The sequence below is a fragment of the Collinsella sp. UBA1693 genome (assembly GCF_002320115.1).
Taxonomy (GTDB): domain Bacteria; phylum Actinomycetota; class Coriobacteriia; order Coriobacteriales; family Coriobacteriaceae; genus Collinsella; species Collinsella tanakaei.
The window spans coordinates 51,853-73,210 of sequence record NZ_DCJT01000005.1; the positions used below are offsets into that span (position 1 = coordinate 51,853).

General features: G+C 60.3%; 20 protein-coding genes. 8 read left to right on the top strand and 12 right to left on the bottom strand.

The genetic code is table 11. The annotated features are described in order from the left end of the window. Positions 1-636: 636 nt before the first annotated feature. Positions 637-1,257: an NADPH-dependent FMN reductase gene (locus B3H65_RS02530; protein ID WP_270480340.1), complete on the bottom strand. Its 621-nt coding sequence runs from the start codon at positions 1,255-1,257 to the stop codon at positions 637-639. Positions 1,258-1,418: 161 nt separating this feature from the next. On the opposite strand from B3H65_RS02530, the gene B3H65_RS02535 reads away from it, so the two are divergent. Genes B3H65_RS02535 through B3H65_RS02545 form a run of 3 tightly spaced genes read left to right on the top strand, consistent with a single transcriptional unit; the run spans position 1,419 to position 4,000 of the window. Continuing rightward, positions 1,419-1,751, top strand: coding sequence for a hypothetical protein (locus tag B3H65_RS02535; RefSeq protein WP_286684017.1), 333 nt, complete (start codon positions 1,419-1,421; stop codon positions 1,749-1,751). A 25-nt stretch (positions 1,752-1,776) separates the two neighbouring features. Then, the gene (locus B3H65_RS02540) at positions 1,777-2,493 is read left to right on the top strand and encodes an ABC transporter ATP-binding protein (protein WP_286684018.1); all 717 of its coding nucleotides are present in this window, start codon (positions 1,777-1,779) and stop codon (positions 2,491-2,493) included. Between the two features lies 1 nt (position 2,494). Continuing rightward, the gene (locus tag B3H65_RS02545) at positions 2,495-4,000 is read left to right on the top strand and encodes a hypothetical protein (RefSeq protein WP_286684019.1); all 1,506 of its coding nucleotides are present in this window, start codon (positions 2,495-2,497) and stop codon (positions 3,998-4,000) included. Here B3H65_RS02545 and B3H65_RS02550 read toward each other — a convergent pair. Further along, complete coding sequence (locus B3H65_RS02550) at positions 3,997-5,205, bottom strand: aldo/keto reductase (RefSeq protein ID WP_286684020.1); 1,209 nt, start codon at positions 5,203-5,205, stop codon at positions 3,997-3,999. The genes B3H65_RS02545 and B3H65_RS02550 overlap by 4 nt on opposite strands. A gap of 156 nt (positions 5,206-5,361) precedes the next feature. Between B3H65_RS02550 and B3H65_RS02555 the strand changes: the two genes are divergently transcribed. After that, on the top strand, positions 5,362-7,167 hold the full coding sequence (locus B3H65_RS02555) for an ABC transporter ATP-binding protein (RefSeq protein ID WP_286684021.1): 1,806 nt from the start codon (positions 5,362-5,364) through the stop codon (positions 7,165-7,167). Positions 7,168-7,198: 31 nt separating this feature from the next. Here the strand turns inward: B3H65_RS02555 and B3H65_RS02560 are convergent, their stop codons facing one another. The 3 genes from B3H65_RS02560 to B3H65_RS02570 form a co-directional block, all read right to left on the bottom strand. Next, complete coding sequence (locus B3H65_RS02560; protein WP_286684022.1) at positions 7,199-8,224, bottom strand: Gfo/Idh/MocA family protein; 1,026 nt, start codon at positions 8,222-8,224, stop codon at positions 7,199-7,201. Between the two features lie 549 nt (positions 8,225-8,773). Then, the gene (locus B3H65_RS02565; protein WP_286684023.1) at positions 8,774-10,795 is read right to left on the bottom strand and encodes a Tat pathway signal sequence; all 2,022 of its coding nucleotides are present in this window, start codon (positions 10,793-10,795) and stop codon (positions 8,774-8,776) included. 192 nt (positions 10,796-10,987) lie between these two features. Further along, complete coding sequence (locus tag B3H65_RS02570; protein WP_009140144.1) at positions 10,988-11,212, bottom strand: hypothetical protein; 225 nt, start codon at positions 11,210-11,212, stop codon at positions 10,988-10,990. Between the two features lie 247 nt (positions 11,213-11,459). Here B3H65_RS02570 and rnhA point away from each other — a divergent pair, with 247 nt between their 5' ends. Genes rnhA through B3H65_RS02585 form a run of 3 tightly spaced genes read left to right on the top strand, consistent with a single transcriptional unit; the run spans position 11,460 to position 13,533 of the window. After that, the gene (rnhA, locus tag B3H65_RS02575) at positions 11,460-11,948 is read left to right on the top strand and encodes a ribonuclease HI (protein ID WP_117679062.1); all 489 of its coding nucleotides are present in this window, start codon (positions 11,460-11,462) and stop codon (positions 11,946-11,948) included. 25 nt (positions 11,949-11,973) lie between these two features. Continuing rightward, positions 11,974-13,065, top strand: coding sequence for a Gfo/Idh/MocA family protein (locus tag B3H65_RS02580; RefSeq protein WP_286684024.1), 1,092 nt, complete (start codon positions 11,974-11,976; stop codon positions 13,063-13,065). Between the two features lie 18 nt (positions 13,066-13,083). Next, positions 13,084-13,533: an acylphosphatase gene (locus B3H65_RS02585; RefSeq protein WP_286684025.1), complete on the top strand. Its 450-nt coding sequence runs from the start codon at positions 13,084-13,086 to the stop codon at positions 13,531-13,533. Here the strand turns inward: B3H65_RS02585 and B3H65_RS02590 are convergent. Together B3H65_RS02590 and ahpC are read right to left on the bottom strand one after the other, a co-directional pair. After that, positions 13,527-15,227, bottom strand: a complete 1,701-nt coding sequence (locus B3H65_RS02590) for an FAD-dependent oxidoreductase (protein WP_286684026.1) — start codon at positions 15,225-15,227, stop codon at positions 13,527-13,529. The genes B3H65_RS02585 and B3H65_RS02590 overlap by 7 nt on opposite strands. 187 nt (positions 15,228-15,414) lie before the next feature. Then, complete coding sequence (ahpC, locus tag B3H65_RS02595; protein ID WP_117679058.1) at positions 15,415-15,978, bottom strand: alkyl hydroperoxide reductase subunit C; 564 nt, start codon at positions 15,976-15,978, stop codon at positions 15,415-15,417. A gap of 227 nt (positions 15,979-16,205) precedes the next feature. Here ahpC and B3H65_RS02600 point away from each other — a divergent pair, with 227 nt between their 5' ends. Beyond that, entirely contained in the window at positions 16,206-16,616 is a 411-nt protein-coding gene (locus B3H65_RS02600; RefSeq protein WP_278562417.1) for a Fur family transcriptional regulator, read from the top strand. 115 nt (positions 16,617-16,731) lie between these two features. On the opposite strand, the gene B3H65_RS02605 is transcribed toward B3H65_RS02600, so the two are convergent. From B3H65_RS02605 to B3H65_RS02625, 5 genes are all read right to left on the bottom strand, one after another. Continuing rightward, positions 16,732-17,157: a hypothetical protein gene (locus B3H65_RS02605; RefSeq protein ID WP_286684027.1), complete on the bottom strand. Its 426-nt coding sequence runs from the start codon at positions 17,155-17,157 to the stop codon at positions 16,732-16,734. Continuing rightward, positions 17,133-17,900, bottom strand: coding sequence for a Cof-type HAD-IIB family hydrolase (locus B3H65_RS02610; protein WP_286684028.1), 768 nt, complete (start codon positions 17,898-17,900; stop codon positions 17,133-17,135). Before B3H65_RS02610 ends, B3H65_RS02605 begins: the two co-directional genes overlap by 25 nt. A gap of 165 nt (positions 17,901-18,065) precedes the next feature. Continuing rightward, positions 18,066-18,914: a DegV family protein gene (locus B3H65_RS02615; protein ID WP_286684029.1), complete on the bottom strand. Its 849-nt coding sequence runs from the start codon at positions 18,912-18,914 to the stop codon at positions 18,066-18,068. A gap of 33 nt (positions 18,915-18,947) precedes the next feature. After that, entirely contained in the window at positions 18,948-19,412 is a 465-nt protein-coding gene (locus B3H65_RS02620; RefSeq protein ID WP_286684030.1) for a MarR family winged helix-turn-helix transcriptional regulator, read from the bottom strand. Positions 19,413-19,635: 223 nt separating this feature from the next. After that, on the bottom strand, positions 19,636-21,204 hold the full coding sequence (locus B3H65_RS02625) for an L-lactate permease (protein WP_286684031.1): 1,569 nt from the start codon (positions 21,202-21,204) through the stop codon (positions 19,636-19,638). Positions 21,205-21,358 lie beyond the last annotated feature (154 nt).

Genomic DNA, 21,358 nt, shown 5'->3' on the forward strand with positions numbered 1-21,358 from the left:
TTGCTTATACATCGAGCAGAATCACCCGGGCCATCTAGCTCGGGTGATTCGTTCACGTTATTCATAAGGCACCCTTGCTATTCCTCTCCCATTCCGCACTAACGTATTATTTGACACTCTAGGGACCGCACTAACGCATTATTTGTCCTAACCTCCGCACTAACTCGCTTTTTGTCCCAGCCCGCGCGTGGCGTCCAAATAGCTCGCAACCATAAACCCGGCGCCAAGGACAAAAAACAAGCGCCCTGCCCAAAGAAATCGCATGCCGCGCTTCCATATCAGCACAATAGGCGAGATGACGCATATCGCAAAAGCTACCAGTCTGCCGTCGAATCCCAAAAAGCCAAAGGAGACCGGGACGCCGGGCAGCAAGAGGAACGCCGGAAACACCATTAACAGAATCGCGACCGTGAGCGCGACCTTGATAAAGAACCTACCGCTTCCCTTGCTTGTCGCGGCGTTCCATGACGTCCTCCATAAGCACCGGGGCGCATTGCAAAACCCGTAGCGTTATGCAATTCGTACCCGAGGACGCGCGGAAAGAGAGAAATAGAAGCCGCGTAAAGGGCGAAGGTCCGTTTTGCGCGGCAAACGGCAACAGGTATGCATAAGTATGTGGACGATGCAACGCGTCCGCTACCGCTTGGTTGCAGCGAGCAAATCCTCTGCCTGCATGGCAATGCGGGTCTTATCCCATTCGGGGATATCATAGACGCCCTCGGTCCAAGCAGCGGCGGGCAGCACAAAGCCCTCGCCCTCGCCGCCGACAACGGTCGCCTCTACGTAGTTCAACAGGTCGACCAGCTGGCGGCGCACGTTGGCGCACGCGTTCTTACCGCCGGCGCCGCTTATGGCCACGGGCATGTCGGTAAGCGGCACCGCCGCATCATGGTCGCCAGCAACCTGGGGCCGGCTCAGCCAGTCGAGCACGTTCTTCAGCGCGGCGGGATAGCTGAAGTTGTACTCGGGCGTGAAGATCCAAACCCCGTCCGCCTCATCCACCTGCCGGCGCACCCGCTCCACGGACGCTGGGGCGGGAAACTCGATATCCTCGTCCATAAACGGCACGTCCGAGTAGTCAAGATAGTCGACCTGGGCTCGATCGCCCACCACATGCGCGGCATAATCCGCAAGCGCGCGGTTAAACGATCCCGCTCGCAGCGAACCAACTATGAACAGAAGCTTTTTCCGAGCGACCGTCGCCCCCTCATCCGTCTTGGTCGCATTGGCCTCTTTGGTCCCATTGGCTTTACACATAATCCCTCCAGGGTGATATATCCTACTATTTTCATAGACTTTCTTTTGATACCCCGCAGCCCTCATCCCAATACGGCGAATTCCACATCCATCCATCGATATGTGGTGCTAACCTATCTACAACGCATGGAAAGCTCCGATTATCAACGCGAGGAGGGGCTATGCGACGCCCGAACACCGGCGGATTGCCATGCAAAACAGCTGCCCGGCGCGGTGGCGCACGCGTCTACAGCCCCGGGGGCTGCGGTTGCGCGCTGCTGATGTTTCCCGTCGTAGCTGCCGGCGCGGGAATCGCGCTCGCCTTATCCGGCGTGGCACTTATGGCTGCTGTCTGCCTAATAATCGCCGTAGGCATTACCGTCTATTTTGCAGCGACAGCGAATAGGCGTCGCGAACAGGGCAAGACACTGGGCGGATGGATCATCATCCCCGTGGCGCTATATGCGGTCTCAATCCCCTATCTTCTCTTCTTTTGGTGGTTCATGAGCCGCTAGCGCTCATACACCGGAAAGGCAACTCATGGAGCAAATCGAATCGCGCGGACACACCCGCGCAAGCCAAAGTACCCCGCAGGAGACGCCCGCACTTGAAGTAGAGAACCTCTCTTACGGCTACACCGCACGCGACCTAGTATTCGATTCGGTCGATTTCGAGCTCTACGCCGGCGAGGTCGCATTTCTCACTGGCCCCAACGGGGCGGGAAAATCCACCCTCTTTCGATGCGTCGCGGGTTGGATGCCCCCAAGACGCGGCAAGATCCGCCTTTTTGGACAAGAAGCGGCAGCGGGCAGACGAGCGCATCGCGACGGCAGGCCCGACCTCCTACTTATCAACGACGTGCCCTCCTTTTATGATGACATGACCGCCCGCGAGCACATCGACTTGGTCATACGCGCCAACAACGCCGCCGAGGATACTCAAAAGCGAGTCGAGGCCCTTGTCGAAGACCTCGGCATAGCGCGCCAGCTCGACCGCCTGCCCTCCTCCTACTCGAGGGGCATGCGGCAAAAACTCGCCCTCTCAATAGCATTGGCCGCAAGGCCGCGCGTTATGCTTTTGGACGAACCCTACGGACCGCTCGACCCGGATTCGAGCGATGTGCTGAGCGGCGCCCTGCGAGAAGCGGCTACGGATGGCTGCGCCATGCTCATCAGCAGCCACCATGAGATCGCGGAACTCGCCCCGGACATCACTTTCCACCTACAGAACGGCGCTCTTGGGATAAGGGAGCTGTAGCATGACGAGTCCGACCCTCATTTTGCTGAGGCTCGACGTACGCCACGCTGCCGACGAGCTGCGTTGGGCGTTTTGGGCCGCCGGTACCGATCTTGCGGACGAGCGCGATGCGATTGACCGCATCTATCAGCTCTATATCGTCCTTATAATGATGGGAGCCATCGCATCCTGCTGGATGTTCGCCCTCGATACCGCTCGAAGCGCGGGGGCGGGCCTTACCGGCATCAGCACATCCATCTGCATGCTCGCTCTTCACCTGGCGCCTCTTGTCGCCCTCGCCCTTAAAGCGGACGAGGCGCTGAGAGGATGCCCCGTGCATATGACGGCTGCAGATATCGCCTGGCTGAGCCGCTCGATTCCCAAGGGGCTGTGGGTGGCCTCGAGCGTGACGAAGAATTTGGTTTCATATGCCGCGGTTGCGGCCTGCTGCGGGTACCTGCTGGGCACCTTTGGAGGGAGCGCGATTGGAACGCAAGCAGCGATCGTGGTCGCCGCTCTGATGTGCTTGGGGACACCGATAGGCGCCGCCCTGGGCAACGCCGCCGGTCTGGCACGCATGATCGCGCCCCGCAGGCGCCGCCTTGCCGCTGGCGCGATCCTTGCTATAGGCGCAGCCGGTTGCTGGGGTCTGGGTGGACTGATGGGAACGATCCTCCGCGCCAATACGCTCGCTCCAATAACGCTTCCTCCCCAAACAGGGGTATTGTGCGCATCCGCCTGCGCGATGGGCATCGCGCCCCTTGTCACCGCCGCGCGCGCCGCACGCATGGACAGGATCATCGACGCCAACAGCCTCTACGCGGACATGCATTCGCTTCGCCACCTGCGCATCGCCCCGGGAGGCGGTGCGCTCTATCGCAAGCTCCTCCGCATCAGGCGTCTTGAGGCGCGTCGATTCAGATCGGTCATCAACATTGGATCCGGGATGCTTGCCCCGGTATCCCGCGCGTTCATATCGCACGTGCGCCAGCCGGTAGCGCTGCTAAGCGCCGCCCTGTTCTGGGGCGTCATCATTATCCCGTGGTATGCTGTGCTCGCCACTACCCCACACCACTTTATGATGAACCTGGTCTGGCTGGTGTTCGCCGTCCAGGGCATGGAATCAGCGCGCGAGGTCACCAGGGTCTTCACGGAGGATTGCCGCAACCGGATCATACGCGATGCGCTGCCATTTGGCAGAATCCGCCTGCTCCTCGCAGACTCCGCGCTCGCTGCCAGCATGCTCGTAGCCTGCGCGGGAGCCTCAACCCTTTTGATCGGCGCGGGCGAGGCGGTGCCCACCATCGCCGCGCGGCTCCTGATGTGTGCGGGCATGACGCTTTCGCTAGTTGCTACGGCGATCTACGACGACCCCTCGTACAAACCCGGCGCGAAGAGACCCGGTCCGGACGTCGCGTTCATCTGCCTTTGCGCGGCGGCGCTGCTCGCATGCGGCATCGATGCGATACTGGGGGCTGCGGTGATGATTATCGCCCCCGCCTCCATGCTCTATCTAGCGCGCCGCTAGCGATTGCCTTTATCCGCGTTTCCCTTTGACGCCATCGCCTTGAGCACCGCGCCCACCGGGCCGGGGGTCAAGCGCCTGCCCACGTCTTGAAGACGGGCCGGGATATCGATGCCCTGGGGACAGTGGCGGGTGCACGCACCGCAATGGACGCAATTGCTCACAAGCTTAGGGGCGGACGTACGAATGGCGCTCGCCGTGAAATACTGCTGCACGCCCGTGAACCACCCATGGGCAAAACTCGCGTTGTAGGCAGAGAAGCACCCGGGGATGTTGATGCCGCGCGGGCACGGCATGCAGTAGTTGCACCCGGTACACGGCACGCGGTTTGCCGCTTCGAAGATCTCCTGCACGCGAGCGATCGCGCGCATCCTCTTCTCGTCCATACAACCGGGGTTGGCGAGGTTGGCGACGCGGACGTTTTGATCAACCTGCTCGGGCGCGGCCATGCCGGAGAGAAGCATGGTGATCTGCGGATGGCTCCAAACCCAGGCAAGAGCCCAGTCCACGGGCGACTTAAGCTCTGCGTCGCCCGCCTGTTCAAACACCTTAAACGCTTCTGTCGGCAGCTTGCCGGCCAAGCAACCTCCCAGCAACGGCTCCATCACAAAGACGGCAAGGCCTCGCTCGGCCGCGGAAAGCACGCCCGCGGTACCCGCTTGGTAGTACTCGTTAGCATAGTTGTACTGGACTTGGCAGAAATCCCACGCGAAGGCATCCAGCATCACGGGAAAGTCCCCGGCGCTTCCGTGAAACGAAAAACCTATCTGGCGAATGCGGCCGGAGCGCTTCTGTCGCGCGATCCAATCCTCTATCCCTAAGGCGCAGACGCGCTCCCACTGCGAGGGGCTGGTAACGTTGTGGATAAGGTAGTAGTCGATATGATCGGTGCGCAGGCGGCGCAGCTGCTCGTCAAAAAAGCGATCGAAATCTTCGGCCCGCTTACAAGACGCATGCGGAAGCTTGGTTGCAAGGAACACGCTCTCTCTCGCGCCCAGCTCGTCCAAAACGGCGCCCACAACCTCCTCGTTTCCAGGATAGAGATAGGCGGTGTCAAGGTAGTTGACACCTCGCTCGAGGGCGCGGGAGATAATGCGCCTTGCCGACGCGACGTCCGGTCGACCCACCTGGTAACCTGGAAACCTCATGCATCCCAACCCCAGGGCTGAGACTTTGTTGCCGCTTTTAGGATCGATCCTGTACTGCATGCGCTCCCCTTCCTCGTCCCCTCGGGCAACGGCGGCGCCTCTCGGCGTTCGCTGCTAGCGATAACCGTAGCACACGCGCGCTTTCGCTGCGCACTTGACCTTGAGCGAGGTTCAGGGGATAACCTAAGAGGGAAAAACGTGGACGAGGAGATCTGCATGTCGCAAAGAAACGTAACCAAGCTTGAAAAGCCCGCCGTACGCAGAACGCTCAGGCGCTTTTGGGAGGTCACCCGCATGAAGCCGGGCGCGGCGGTGCTCGCGGTATTCACATCGGTCGCCTACATCGCGTTATTGGTCTTTGTGAACACCTGGGTGATGGGCCTCATCGTGGACCGCGTGCAGGCCGCCCCCGTCGCGGCAGACGACGTATGGACGGTCTTTGGCCCCTACATCCTGGCGCTTCTGGCCGTGAACCTCATTGGCCAGGCATGCTCAAAGCTGCAGGATTACGCCGTCTACAAGCTGCAGATCAACGGCAACTACCACCTGGCCCGCCTATGCTTCGACACGTTGTCCAACCAATCCATGACGTTTCACACCAGCCGGTTTGGCGGCGCGCTAGTTAGCCAAACCAGCAAGTTCATGAGCGGCTACACCCAGATGGTGGACGTAGTGGTCTACTCGCTCATCCCCACCATCGCGAGCACGGCCTGCACGTTCATCGCGCTCGCTCCGGCGGTTCCCGCCTACGCGGCAGCGCTCGCGGTGATGCTGGTGGTCTATGTGATCGTGGCGACGCGCATGTACCAGCGAATCCTTCCGCTTTCCGCGGAAACGGCAAAAGCGCAAAACCGCCTCTCCGGCGTGCTGTCAGACGCCGTCACAAACATCTTGGCCGTCAAGACCTGCGGACGAGAAGACTTTGAAAAGGACCTCTTCAACCAAGCGGACCTTGACGCCATGCGCGCCGAGAGCCGCTCGATGCGAGCCACCATGCAGCGCGGCTTCACCACCAGCGGCATCATCACCGTGATCATGCTGGTTGTATCGATTTTCGTCGCCGGCGGCAACGCGTGGTTTGGCATCTCAAGCGGCATGCTGGTGATGATGTTCTCCTACACCTACCAGCTTTCCATGCGGTTCAACTACATCAACTCCATGATGCAGCGCATGAACCGCGCCATAGGCGACGCGAGCGAGATGGCGCGCATTTTGAACGAGCCGCGTCTGGTAGAAGACGCCCCCGGCGCACCAGACCTTGCGGTTAGCCGCGGGGCTATCGATTTCGAGCACATTGGATTCGCCTACGCGGACGCCGCGCAGGGCGACCGCGTGTTTAGCGACCTTAACCTGCACATCGAACCCGGTCAGCGCGTGGGCTTGGTGGGACGCTCGGGCTCGGGCAAGACCACCCTCACCAAGTTGCTGCTCCGTCTCTCCGACGTGCAAGACGGCCACGTCTACGTTGACGGGCAGGACATCTCCGCGTGCACGCAGCAGAGCCTTCGTCGCCAGATAGCCTACGTTCCGCAGGAAGCGCTGTTATTTCATCGCTCTATCCGCGAAAACATTTCTTACGGGCGCCCCGATGCGACCGAGGCGGAGATTCGCCGCGCAGCGCAACTCGCCAACGCGCTCGAATTCATCGACCGCTTGCCCGCAGGGCTGGATACCCTGGTGGGAGAACGCGGCGTCAAGCTGTCCGGCGGGCAGCGCCAGCGCGTAGCGATCGCGCGCGCCATCCTCGCGGACGCGCCCATCTTGGTGCTGGACGAGGCGACCAGCGCGCTCGACTCCGAAAGCGAGGCGCTGGTGCAAGACGCCCTTGAGAATCTTATGCAGGGACGTACCTCGATTGTGGTAGCGCACCGCTTGTCGACCGTCGCCGCACTCGACCGCATCGTGGTGCTAGCGGACGGCGAGATCGTAGAAGACGGCACGCACGCCGAGCTTGCGGCGGCCGGCGGAGAGTATGCCGCGCTTTGGAGCCGCCAGACCGGCGCGTTTTTGGATAGCGAGTAAACGGTGGGCTTCCTGGTATGCCAGGTGCCCTTTACGCTTGATGCAGTACAGGGCGAGGACCCCATGCCGCGCGGATGGCATCGATGATCTGCGCCGTGCGAACCGTGGATGCAAGCGGCATGACGGGACTCTCGCTTTTGCCCGAGCGCATGAGCCCGCAGAAATGCGCAATCTCGCCGTAGAAGTCATCGACCACAAGCGGCATGTCCTCAATCATGGGTCCACCATTCCCCCGCGTCACCACCAAAGATGAAGGACGGTGAAACATGGGGACAAGGATAGTACCGCGCTCGCAATCAATACGGCATTCGACCTTATACGTCTGGCTATCACCCGAGAAATCGAGGCGCACGGGAACGTCGCCGATGCGAAGGCGGACCTCATCCGCGATGTCGACGGATACTCCACCGCGCCCCTCGATCCAACGCACCTCCGCCCGCTCGACGGCAACATCGCCGGCCAGGATATCCTCCGTCCACGCGACCCCGTAGCAGCCAAGGTCATACAACGTTCCTCCCTGATCGGGATCGAGCAGGTAGCTATCGCGAAGCTCTCCGTAATCGAGTAAATGGGCCACGTCCACGCTTGCAACCGCCCCCAGCTCACCGCTATCGAGCAGCTCGTGAACACGCGAGCGAACAGGTGTAAAGCGCGGCTTCATCGCTTCCATGAACAGCGCGCCGGATTCACGAGCCGCGCGGGCGACCTCATCCGCCTGCGCCCCGGCGAGAACCGCCGGCTTCTCGCACAGCACTGCCTTGCCGGCCGACAGCGCCCGGCAGCTCCAAGTAGCATGCAAGCCGTGAGGCAGAGCTATGTACACGGCGTCCACGTCGTCATCCAACAGCAAGCGCTCATGCGCTTTCCATCCATTATCGCTTGCACTCGCATAGCACTTGCCCATGTCAACGCGATGCTTTTCAGCGTAAGCGGAGAGTCGCTCCGCGTTCCTACCAGAGATCGCCACAAGCTCGGCGCCCTCGACGCGCTCGAGCGCCGCGGCAAAGCGATGCGCGATCGAGCCCGCGCCCAGAATACCCCAGCGAATGCATTCCATAAGGCCTCCCACCTGTTAAAAGCGTACGCTTGTCATGATACTCACCCACGACGGCCTCGCGGGCGAAGGCACTCTCGATCAGTATGGTCAATGAGGGCCACGAGGTGGGTAACTCCAAGCTTATACATGAGCAAATGCCGCACGATATGCCGTTGTCGCCCATCTGAAACCGGCATCGGAAGGGATTTCACGCAGCTACGATAGTTATATATCTAACGTTTAGATATAGTTTGTCTCCAACATTACGAAGAATAGCAAGTCAAATAGTCCCAGGCGCGGCCTCGCCATCTCACTCGGAAGAACTATCAAGTCTATGGAAATAATCCCATGCCCACCTGAAGCGTTTCAATTGCCACACCAAACGCTGACGGCTTTATTTCATGAACTCCGCCTGTATGAAAGAATTAGAATCGGCAGTTCGCAAATTGCCCGCGTGCATAATGACGTCGCGCACCGCCTCCGACAAAACCCGCAGCCCTCCCCATTGCAACATGGAGAGGGCTGCGGGCCTCAAAAATCCGTGTGTTTCCGCGCGAAGGCGTGCTTCATCTACGCCGTGGCGGCGGCGTCGGAGGCATCAGCCTCGGGCGACGCCTCATCGGAATCCTTGCCCTGCGTGGTCGCTCGGGTGGCTCCGAACTTGGTAACCTGACGCGTCGCCGCGTCGTCGGTTTCCGCATCATCGCCCTCGACGGGCTTGGCATACGAGAACTCGATGGCATCGCCAACGTGGTAGCGAACAATATCCAACATATCGGGCAGAGCGAAGTCGTAGATGGCATCATCGCCCTCAAGTGTCACGTAGAAATGGGAGTTACCGTCGATGACGGCCTGCGCGATGCTTGCGATCTTGCCGGAGGCCTTCTCTTCAGCACCGGATGCGGCGGCCTCATCCTCGCTTAAGGTGCCATCGGCAGCAAGCATAGACAGATAGCTCTCTTGGGTCGCCGCAACGGTGGAGCCGGTCGCGACGCTTTGGTAGTGCTGCACGTTGATCATGGCATACATCTTGACCAAACCGGCGTTGTCCTTCAGCGCCATAAAGTAGGTGGGCTGTCCGGAGACGTTCAGCAGCAACGGATAGGTCGCCTGGTACTTAAGGTTTTGTACCTGGCCCTCGGCAGAAGCCATGGCGGAATCCTCGGTCGCGCCCGGCACGGAATAGAAATGCGACTCGCCGGTACGCTGGTTCACCAAGATAAAGCCAACGCTGGAGTTATCAGCGGTAACGGAGGTCACGCCGGAATATAGGTAGATATCCTCGCCCTGCGCAAGGTAGTTGTAGCCAAGCTGGCCGTCAGTGCCCGGCGTTGTGCGCACCACGCCCTGCTGTCCCAACCAGGAGTTGAGCCAGCCCTTAGCGTAGGCGCCGCTCCAGTTGTACTGCTGGATCAGCAGGTCGCTGGGGTAGGCACGGTCAACCCAGCTAGGCACGTCTTCAACGGCGTAGTCCTCGGTCTCGCCCGTGCACGCGTTAACGAGCACCACACGGCTCACGGTTGTTCCTTCAAACAATCCGATGGTGCGCTTCTGCACGGGGAACACCCACCAGGGCGTCCCCTCCTCATCCAGCTCGAAGGACTTCTGGTCAAACATGTAGGTGGGATACTTCAGCTGCGCGTAGCGGTCGATATTGCGCGCCAGGGGCTCGGACTCGCTGTACCTGATGGCGTCCTTCAAACGGACTACCTCTGCCTCCTGGGTCACCATGTCAACCAGCACGTATGCGGGAATGCCCTGGCTGCGGTTGGAAAACCACTTGAACAGGTCCGCGTACGTAAGCGGGCTCACGCGCACCGGGCGTCCTTGGTAGTTGATCATGCTGTAGGCGGGGCTGATCTCGAACTGGCTCACGTACTCAGGAATAGATCCCATGGCGCGGTTGCCAAGCAGCACGGCGGAATCGCGGTCGATAACCGGGACCTCGGAATAATCCACCTGTTCGATGTCCTTGGCGAAGTCTCCGTCCGTGGTGTTAAGCACGGTCGCGTAGCGCTCGGCGTTACCCGGCATGAACGGCTCGCCCCACAGCACGCCAAGGAAGAATAGGACGATGACGGCGGCGGGAACAAAGACCAAGCGGTTGAAGAGCTTCTCATGCTTCTCGGATCTCAGCGCGGCGATCTTGAAGCCGAAGATAGCGGCCATGGCGATAACCAGAACCCACATCCAAACACCGGGGCTTTGTAAGTTGAGGGCGGGATGGAACCACCAGTAACCCGCAACCAAAGCCACGACCAGCAAGATGACAAGCGCTATAAACGCGCGGCGGCTCCATTGCGCTATACGCTGGGCGATGGGACTGGGCGCACGGCGCCCGCGGTGCCTTCCACCGTGACGGGAGGAACCGGAACCGCCCTTGCTGGAACCCTTGCCAGCAGCAGAGCCACCGGACCCAGCGCGGCGCTCCTCCCCATCGATAACCGCATCAACGGGAATGGGTCCGTCATGAGCATCAGATGAGGACGAGCCGCCAAAGCCCGATCCAAATCCATTTTCAGAAAAACCAAACATGCTATGGAGCATGTCTTGGAAATCGTCATTGTTGAAATCGTCGTTACCCTGGGCCACCGTCGGTCCACTCCTTCATCCGTTTTAGGACAGATTGATACATAGCGTCCAATATACCCACGGAAAAAGGCGCTCAACCCTATCAACGTAGCCTCGCGCGCCAACAGCTATCAAGAAATCCAGGCGTCCCAAAAGCCCAAATTCGGCCAAAGAGGGGCCGGTAGGCGCTATTCCGCTCCGTGACCCCCCCCTCTACGCTACCGCGGCCACCATCTTTTTGATGAGCTTTTTGCGCGAATCGCAGGCCACCAGCTTCCCGTTGATGCGTGCATAGGCCTTGCCTTCGAGCTCGGGATTCTTCTTTAGGCATTTACCAAAGCAACCGCATGAATAATCATCTTTAGTCAAAACCTCTTTAAGGTGCTTACCCTTGATACCAGAGCACTTGGGGCAGATCTTGATGGCGGTCTTCGACATGAGGGCCTCCCGTTAAAGCAAGCTCGATGCGCCGCGGCGAACGAGTCGCAGTCCGACGCAACGGCGTTTCATTATATGCATCGAGATTACCATCATTTTTACCCAAATAGTTGCACAAAGGAAACTATTCTAAAGATTTCCGATGACCCGCTGTATGCGCGGCTGATTGGAAAAGACGTTTTAGCACCGAACGCATACGCAAGGGGTAGAATGGTTGACCTTGAACACGGCAACTAAGGAGGAACTGGTGAGGGTTATCGTCTACACGGACGGCGCGGCGCGAGGCAACCCGGGGCGCGGCGGCTACGGAGCGGTTTTAAGCTGCGTCACCCCATCCGGCAAAGAGCACGTGCTGGAGCTCTCGCGCGGCTACGAGCGCACCACCAACAACCGCATGGAGCTACTCGCCGTAATCGTAGCACTGGAGGCCCTCAAGCGCCCATGCGAGGTAGAGCTGCACTCAGACTCGCAGTACGTGGTCAACGCCTTCAACAAGCATTGGGTCGAAGGCTGGCAGCGCCGCGGCTGGCAGACCTCGCAAAAAAAGCCGGTGAAGAACATCGATTTGTGGAAGCGCCTGCTTGCCGCAAAGGAGCCCCATCGGGTCACGTTCATGTGGGTCAAGGGCCATGCGGGCCACCCGCTCAACGAGCGCTGCGACCAGCTGGCAACCAGCGCGGCAGACTCGGGTACACTTGACATCGACACGGGATTTGTCGAGGGAGACGCCGACTAGACCCAACCAGACCAAAGGAGCCGCCATGATTCGCATCGCCACCATCGGCACCAGCATGATAACCAGCAGTCTGTTGGAGGTGCTCAAACCAAACCCGCGCGCCGTCTTTGTGGGCGCCTGCTCGCGCGACGCCCAGCGCGCGGAGGCCTTCACGCAGGCACACGGTGGCGATCGCGGGTTCTCTTCCGTTGAAGATCTCGCGGCATCATCTGACGTCGACGCCGTATACATAGGCTCCCCCAACGCCATTCACTACAGCCAGGCGCTCGCTTGCGTTCGCGCGGGCAAGCACGTGCTGGTCGAAAAGCCAGTCTGCGCAAACCAACACCAAGCCTCCGAGCTCTTTGACGAGGCGACAAAACACAACGTGGTCGCACTCGAAGCCATGCGCCCCCTTCACGACCCGGCCCTGCGCCAGATCCGCGACGCCCTGCCGCGCCTGGGCACCATCCGCCGCACCACCTTGCGCTTTGGCAAATACTCCTCGCGCTATACGGACGTGCTGGCGGGCCGCCGCACCAACATCTTCGATTGCGCCATGGCATCCGGCGCGCTTATGGACATCGGCGTCTACTGCGTGGAACCACTGGTCGCCCTGTTTGGTAAGCCCCAAACCGTGCAGTGCACAGCGGCCCTTTTGGACGATGACACACGAGGCATCACGGGAGGCGCCATAGACGGCGCGGGCGTGATCTGCGCAAGCTACCCCGGTCACATAGCGACGCTTCACTACTCCAAGATCACCTCTGATTTGGCCGAAAACCAAATAGAGGGCGAACTGGGCACGCTCACGTTCAGCGGGGTGTCGATGCCCTCGAACGCGCGCATCGACCTTCGCGAAACCAAGGCGGCCGACAGCGTTGGGTATTCCAGCACCTCGACCACCGCAAGTGCGCTTGAGCTGCCCGGTTGCCCCAACACCATGGCCTATGAGCTGGATGATTTCATCGACGCCGTGCTGGCTACGCAAGCAGGCGCCCACGCCGCCGACGCACCCGCCGGTTGGCTGGGTAGCGTGGGCGACCTGCAAGCCATAAGCCTGGAGTCGCTTGAGATCATGGACGCCGCACGCCGCCAGGCGGGCGTGGTCTTCCCCAGCGACAAACAAGACCAGTAAGACGCAGGGAGGCGCCGCATGGGATTTATCGACCGAATCGTATCCCGCTCATCCAAATATGACCTGGGTGACGAGGACCGCCCCAGCAAAGCGGACCAGCGCAGTCCTGTAGAGGAAAGTCTCCTTGCACGGCTGCACCAGGCGTCAGACCAAAGCTGCGACACCGGCGAGGCCCAAAGCGAACCCGCTCAGCTACGCCTGCACCTGCGCTTTATAGGCACCGTCCAGGGCGTGGGCTTCCGTTGGACCAATCAAGGCATCGCCAACCAACTTAACCTCACCGGATGGGTACGCAACAACAGCGACGGATCGGTTGAGATGGAGATCCAGGGGCCGCCCGCCGCCATTGCCGCGCACCTAGATGCCGTCCATGCCTACTACCGCCGCTTTAACAACCGCATCTGGTTGGACGAGGAGCAGGACCGCACGCCGCAGACGGACAGCAAGGGGTTCGAGGTCCGCTATTGACCCAGCACGTCGAGCATCTGGCTTAGGTTCTTCTTGCCAAATGACACGCGTTCGGCACCGCCGCGCTCGACCACCACGCACGGCACGCTCATGGCGTTATACCGCTCGCGGAGCCGCGGGAAGTGCGCGACGTCGAACACGTGCGCCGTTACGCGTGGATTGTCTGCAGCGATGCGCTGTGCGGACACGACCGTCTCCGGGCACATGGTGCAAGAAAGCGACACAAGTACCTTGATGGAAACCTCGTCCACCAGCCCTGAGATCCGCGCTTCGTCATCCTGGGCGATAGGCTGACCGGGCCCTGCGGCGTTATAGAGGCCCAGCACAAAGCTGGTGAACTCGTGGCCGCCCGGAACTCCATGAAACGCTAAACCCAGCGGGTTCCCCTCGGCGTCGCATACCTCAACGTAGGGAAGCCCCTCGCCCGCCGGCGAGTCCGTAGCCGCCTCCGCCTCCTCCAGATGCAATTTGTCCGTAAGGCCGCAAATCTCGTCCATATACGCGCGAAGCTCGGAAGACAGATCGGATCCGTCTGTATGCAGCCGCAACACCAAAGAGCGCTCCATACGGGAGAATACGGTATTTAGCTGCGCAAGCATGGAGTCGTCAAACAAGGACGAGGAGCCGGCGACAGCGCCTGCCCGCGAACCCGCCGCGCCGGGCTCTGCGCCCGCGCCCGCACCAGCACCGGATGCACTCCCGGTAGCAGCCACGGGGCGTCCCGCCGGCGCCGCGGGCACAAGACCGGTACGTTCCTGCGCGGCCTTGAGATAGCGCTCCATATCCGTTGCGGTCTGCGCCGCCTGCCCTACCGCTGTGGCAACCTGGCGAAGGCTCTTCACGCACACGTCTCCCGCCGCAAATAGTCCGTCTGCAGAGGTCATCTGGTGCTCGTCGGTCAGCACGTAGCCAAAGGGATCAAGCTCGGCGATGCCTTTGACCAGCTGGGTCGCGGGTGCGTAGCCAACAAAGACAAAGATGCCAAAGGTGTCGCCGTCATCTGCGCGGTAGACGCCCTCCTCGCCGGTCTTGATATTGCGGTAGCGCAGGGTACGCAACGCGGAATCACCCGTCGCCTCAACCACCTCGGTGTTGTAGAGCACGGTGATCTTCTTGTTGCGCTTCGCCTCCTCGGCGGCAGCGGGCGCGCAGGTAAAATCATCCTCGCGCACCAAAACGGTGACGTGGCGCGCGTACTTGGTGAGAAAGACGCTCTCCTCCGCCGCGGCGAAACCGCCGCCAACAACAAAGACGTCCTTGCCGGTGAAGAACTCGCCATCGCACGTGGCGCAATAGGCGACGCCGTGGCCGCGAAACTCATCTTCGCCCGCAAAACCAACGCTGCGAGGACTGGCGCCCGTAGCGAGCAGGGCTGCGAAACAGGGGATATCGCCCTTAGAGGTCTTCACCCGCTTGACATCGCCATCCAGATCAAAGCCCGTCACTTCCGCGAGCATGAACTCGGCACCAAAGGCCTGGGCCTGGCGTCTCATGGTCTCCGTGAGCTGCGAGCCGCTGGCGGCGTACACACCGGGATAGTTCACCACCTCATCGGTAATGGTGATCTGGCCTCCAAAATGATCCCTCTCAACAACCAGCACGCGGTAACGTGCGCGGGCGAGATAGATTGCAGCGGTGAGGCCGGCAGGCCCTCCACCAATGATGACGGCATCATAGAGCTTATCGATGTCCATAGATTGGTCCTCCAACGTTATAAGCCGGGAAAGCAGCCATAACGGCGCCCGCCCGGCAAAGGGGCCGCGGCGAGGGATCTCTTCCCCACCGCGGCCCCTCTTAGGATCGTGTATTTGCCCCAAGGGGGCTCATGTGCGAAATCGCGTCGAGCAAGCGCATCGCGAATACCCTCGAAGAAGGCTCTCCTTACAGCTGACCCACCAGGTCAAGCGAGGGCTTAAGGGTCTCGGCGCCGGGCTGCCACTTAGCCGGGCACACCTCGTCACCGTGCTCGGCGACAAACTGGGCTGCCTGAAGCAGGCGGAACAGCTCGTCCGCATTACGGCCGATACCGCCGGCGTTCACCTGGTACACCTGGATCTTGCCCTGGGGATCGACGATGAAGGCGCCGCGCTCGGCCAAGCCGTTCTCCTCAATGAGCACCTCGAAGTCACGGGAAAGCGCGTGGGTGGGGTCGGCAAGCATAGGATAGGCTACCTTGCCGATGCGCTCAGAGGTCTCATGCCAGGCCTTGTGGGTAAAGTGCGTGTCCGTGGAAACGGAGTACACCTCGCAACCGGCAGCGGAGAATTCCGCATACTTGTTCGCCAGGTCCTCAAGCTCCGTGGGGCACACAAAGGTGAAGTCAGCGGGATAGAAGAAGAACAGCGACCACTTGCCCAGGACGTCGTCCTTGGTGACGGTGCGGAACTCGTTGTTCTGATAGGCCTGGACGGAAAAATCAGCGATCTCTTTTCCGATAAGCGACATAATTAGTCTCCTCTCATCACAGCTGTTTGCTGTCATTATTAGTACTGAGTCTTATTATGAGTAGGCACAAGGAGATGTCAAGCAGAAACTTGAGATACGGACCGAATTCTGTTGAAATATACAAGTGAGGTTATGACATTTATTATTTGCATCGCACTGCCCGCGCGTCGCGCTACGACGCACGCTTATGCTACCGGGGCGGTATAGATGCATCGAAAGGGGTCACCATGGGTGTGCAGAGACGCAACACGCGCCAGCGCGCGCTTGTGCTCGACGCCGTTCGCGCGCACGATGATCATCCGACAGCGGACGATATCTATTTGGACGTACGCCAGCAGGACGAGAAAATCAGCCGCGGCACCGTGTACCGCAATCTCAACCTTCTTGAAGAAGCGGGGATCATCAGCTCGGTCAAAACGCCGGGCGGCAACCGCTTTGATTGGAGGTCGGACGGGCACGCGCACATTCTTTGCAGAAAATGCGGACGAGTGCAAGACGTTCCGCTCGCCTATGACCTTGGCCTTGATGAGGCATGCGGTGCGCAAACGGGCTTTGCCGGCATCGATCACAGTACCCTGTTCACCGGCATATGCCCGGACTGCCTTGGGGACTCCCCTGTCACTGACGCAGCTCTATAGGACCGCCAAGCCGACTAATGCGCAGAGCCTGGATGAGAACGGACGTGAATCTACCAACCGCGCAAAATATGGCCCCGTGCACGCTTTCATGCACGGGGCCTTTGCATACGCAAGTTTACTCGTCCACCGGGGTGTAATACGTATCTAGCACGGTCTGGTAAACCGCATCCTGATTAAGATGGAACTCCGCATAGGTTTCGCCCTCGCCCATCTCGCCAGCCAGGGTGACCACGTCAAAGGAAGTCATGCCTTTCGCCAGCATAGTGTTTGCCAAATAGGAGAACTGATCAAAGCCAAGGTTGGTCCAGGTGTAGTCCTGTGCTGTCTGGTACAGGCTCAGCAGGGCCGCGGGGTCGCCCGTTGCATTCTGGAGCACCTTGTTGGTAAACGCCTTAAGGTAGGAAACCTGGCGACGCTGGCTGTCAAGCGAGGAGGTCAGCGTAGAGGTGTCGCAGAACTGAACGTAGCGCTCAGCCGTTCTCCGAAGAGGAACATGGGCGAAATGAGGCCGATGGGCTACAGAAGGCCAAAGTGCTCGCATGCCTTCCAAATACCGTCATCGTCCACCGAGGTTGTAACGTAATCCGCGCGCTCCTTCACCGTGTCCCAGGCGTTTCCCATGGCAACTCCGGTACCGACGGCCTCAAACATAGAGAGGTCGTTCTCGCCGTCGCCAAACGCGATCGCTTCTTGCGGCGAGATGCCGTAGCGCTCAAACGCCGCCCGGACACCATGAATCTTGCCGCCGTCTGCGGGCATGATGTCGCAGAACAGATGCGTCCAGCGCGTGGTGGCGACATCCGGAATGGCGTCGGTGATGATATGCTCGCGGTCCTGTCCCAAAAACGCACAGAACTGATACACCGGGGCATCGAAGGTGCGATCGATGTCATCGGGCTCGTACTCAAGGCCGGCAGCGCGCGCCACCTCCGCCACGTCATCGGTGAGCTTGCTGCAAAACGCCCTGTCGCCCTGCAGCACAAGGGCCTCGTAGCAACCGCTTTTGACCTGCTCCACCACGCTGGCCACGCCAGTTTTGGAAATGGGGTTGGAGCGAAAGACGCCGTCTGCGTCATAGCACAGCTGGCCGCTCAAGGTGATGTAGGAGTCGAACCCGGTCTTGATGCACGGGGGCAGCTGGTAGGTGGGGCGACCAGAGGAGACTATGGTCAAAATCCCTTTTTCGCGCAGCGTCGCCAACGCCCGCTTGGTCGATTCCGGCATCTTATGCGTCTTAAAGCTAAGCAGCGTGCCGTCGATGTCAAAAAACGCGGCCTTGATCATGGTTCCCCCTTCATCCCTGCAAAAGACCCCACCATGCTAGCGCATGCAAAAGCACGGGGATGCCTTGGTAGATGATACCGAAGAATCCCCGTGCGGGCTCGCATTCGCCGGAAACAAGGCTATTCGCTTAAGGCAACACGCTACGACACGGTTCCCCGACAGGTTCTATGCCTTCTTGAAAAACGCCAGCGCGATGGCGCCGGGCCCCACATGCGTACCGATGGTCGCGCCCACGGAGTGGACGGGCAGCTCCTCCCCGGGATACTCCTCCCACAGCGCGCGGCTGTCCGCGATGTATTTGCGCAACAGCTTATCGTCCAAACCGGCGTAACCAAGCTCGATAGGCATGGAGAAGTCAGCGCCGCCCACTTCCTCGATCTTCTTAGTCAGCAGGTTGCGCCCGTTCTTGGATCCGCGCGCCTTGCCCATCAAGTGGACCTCGCCGTCCTCAACGGTGACCACGGGCTTGATGGAAAGCATCTCGCCCACCGCGCCCATCGCGCCGGAAATTCGGCCGCCGCGACGCAGGTACTCAAGGGTATCGAGCAGGCCGATGACAACCACGCGGTCGCGCGCGGCTTCAACGGCGTCGGCGATCTGCTGGGCATCAAGCCCCCGGTCCACCAGCTGCAGCGCGTACTTCACCAAAATGTGCTCGCCAACCGTAACGCTTTGCGTGTCCACAATGCGCACGGACGCATCGATCTGCGCGGCGGCGGTCACGGCGCTTTGATGCGTGCCGGAGAGTTTGGACGAGAGGGCTATGACCACAATGTCCTCTCCCGCAGCGACGGCCTCCTCGTACGCCTGCGTATAGGCATACGGGTTCACCTGGCCGGTGCTGGGCAGCTCGTCGCCCTCGATAAGCAGCTCGTAGAAGCGCTCATGGCTCAAATCGACGCCGTCTTGGTACACGGTGGTGCCAAAGGCAACGGTCAGCGGCAAAACGGTGAGCTGCGGATGATCGGCGCTCGCCATGTCGCAGGCGGAATCAGCAATGATACGTACGGGCATGGATGTACCTCCTGGGTTCATTGCGCGCGAGCGCTAGTCGCGCGAGATCTTTTTGAGTTGGTCGAGAATGGTCGAAAGTGACGAGTACATGATCGAGCGGTTGCGCTCGGACACCGCATCGCCGGACTCGCTGACCACGAGGTCGATGATCTGAGTTGCGGACTCCATAGCGGCGGCACCGCGAGCGGAGAGCATCACCGCCGCGCGATACCTGCCGGTCCCTGGATCCGGCTGCACCGTGACAAACCCCTTATCCTCTAGGGTGGCCAGCGCGCGGGAGACGGCGGCGCGCGTCACGCCGCATCGCCGGGCGAGCTCCGCGCTGGTAAGCCCCTGCGGGTGGCGTGCCAGCTGGTAGAGCAGCATCACGTCAGCGCCCTTGATGCCAAGCTTTGCCGCCTCGACCATCTTGATGCGCTGGATCTCCTTCGACAGGGCGGAAATCACGCCTACGAAGTCCTCGAACCTCTCCTGCTCCTTCTCGTCCCCTTGATCCACCGCCGCCTCCTTTCATCTACTTGTTAACACATTAACATCTTACGGGTTGTTGTTAACAGGTTAACATCTTTTGAATCGCCATCCTCCACCTGCGCAAGGTCACCACATATGAGAAAACCCCGCCGGCGCCCAAGGGGAAGCCGACGGGGTTTTGAGAGCCTTGATATTTATTTAGAACTAGATGCAGGCAGCTTGGATTCAAGATCAAATGAGACGGGAACCGCTAGGCGCCAATAAAGGCAAGCGCGCTCATACCAACCAGAAACGCCAGGGCGTACGGCAGAACGGCCTTGAGAAGCTCGGCATCCTTGCCGGTGACGCGCACGGCGGCAAGACCAATAGCCAGCGTCTGCGGCGAGAGCATCTTGCCGGCGGCGACGCCCAGCGAGTTCAAGGCCACCATCCAGTAGGGGTCGGCGGAAAGCGCTTGGGCCGCCTCGCTTTGCACCTGGCCAAACAACATACCGGAACTGGTGCCGGAGCCGGTGACAAAAGTGCCGACCATACCAATCCAAGGAGCGACCAGCGGGAAGAACGCACCGGCCACGCCAATGCAGAATGAAGAGATGGAAGAGATCATGCCGGAGTAACCCATCACCTTGGCGCAACCCAAAACGGAAAGCATGGTAATCACGGTGGGCATCATCTGCTTGACGGTGGCAACCAGCACCCCGCCCATGGTGCGCAGGCTCGCGCCCTGGATAAGACCGCCGGCAAACGCGGCCAGGAATATCCACACACCCGGGGTGTTGATCCAAGAGAAGGTAAGCGACCCGGGGTTATCGCCGTTAAACACAGTGACGGTGGTGGCGAACTGCGCCAGGAAACCGTTCACGGGCGGCACCAGCTTAGAGGTGCCCAGCAGCAGGATGAAGATAAAGATAAAGCACGACCACGCCTTGAATGCGGAGCGCGCATCCAGCTCCTGCCCGGCGGAAGCCTCCATATGAAAGGCGCTGTCCAGCTTACCGGAGCGCTCCGTGCGCATAGCCATAAGGGCGGTGACCGCCAGCGAGCAGATGCTGCCCACAACCACGCAGAGCTCGGGACCAACAAACGTGGCGACCGCATAGGTGGGCAAGACAAACGCCACGGCAGAGGCCAGGGTAAGCGGCAAAACGCCCTTAAAGCGATCGGCAAAGCCCACCTTGGCGCCAGAAGCGTCGCCGGAAAGCGAAGAGCCACCCGCCACGTACACAATCAAGAACGGGGCGATCAGGAAAAATGGCGAAAGCTGCAGCATCTGAGTAGACGCCAGCTGCGCGGAATCAAGCCCCACCAAGTTGGCAAGCGACACCGTGGGGATGCCAATGGAGCCGTACGGGGTGGGAACGCCGTTAGCGAGCAGGCACATCAGCACCGCGGGGATAGGCGAGAAGCCAAGCGCGGCAAGCATGCCGGCGGGAATGGCGACGGCGGTGCCAAAGCCAGCCATGCCCTCCATAAAGCCGCCAAAGCACCATGCCACCAACAGCGCCAAAATCCTACGATCGCTAGAGATAGAGGTGATCATCTGGCTGATAACGTCCATAGCGCCGGTCTTGACGCACAGGTTATACGTAAACACCGCGGCGATAATAACCAGCACAATCGGCCACAGCGCCATGAGAAAACCCTCAAGGCTTGCGGTGGCCGCCTGGTCAACCGGCATATGCCAGTACGCCACGGCGAGCAGAAACGACGCCACAAAAGAGCCGATAGCGGCCTTCCACGTGGGCCACTTGAATACCAAGAGCATGACAACGAGCCACAAAATGGGCACAAGGGCCAAAACAAACGAGACAAAATCCATACAGAGTCCCCAACACTGTCCGGCGACGCGGCTAACTCGCAGCTTGTCGCGCCGGTACCGTATAAAACGTGCAAAAGGATAGCGCACTCCGCGCGGCCTTGGGACGAGCAACATTTGTTGTTACCCAATAGTATTGTCGCGCGCCACATTTCTG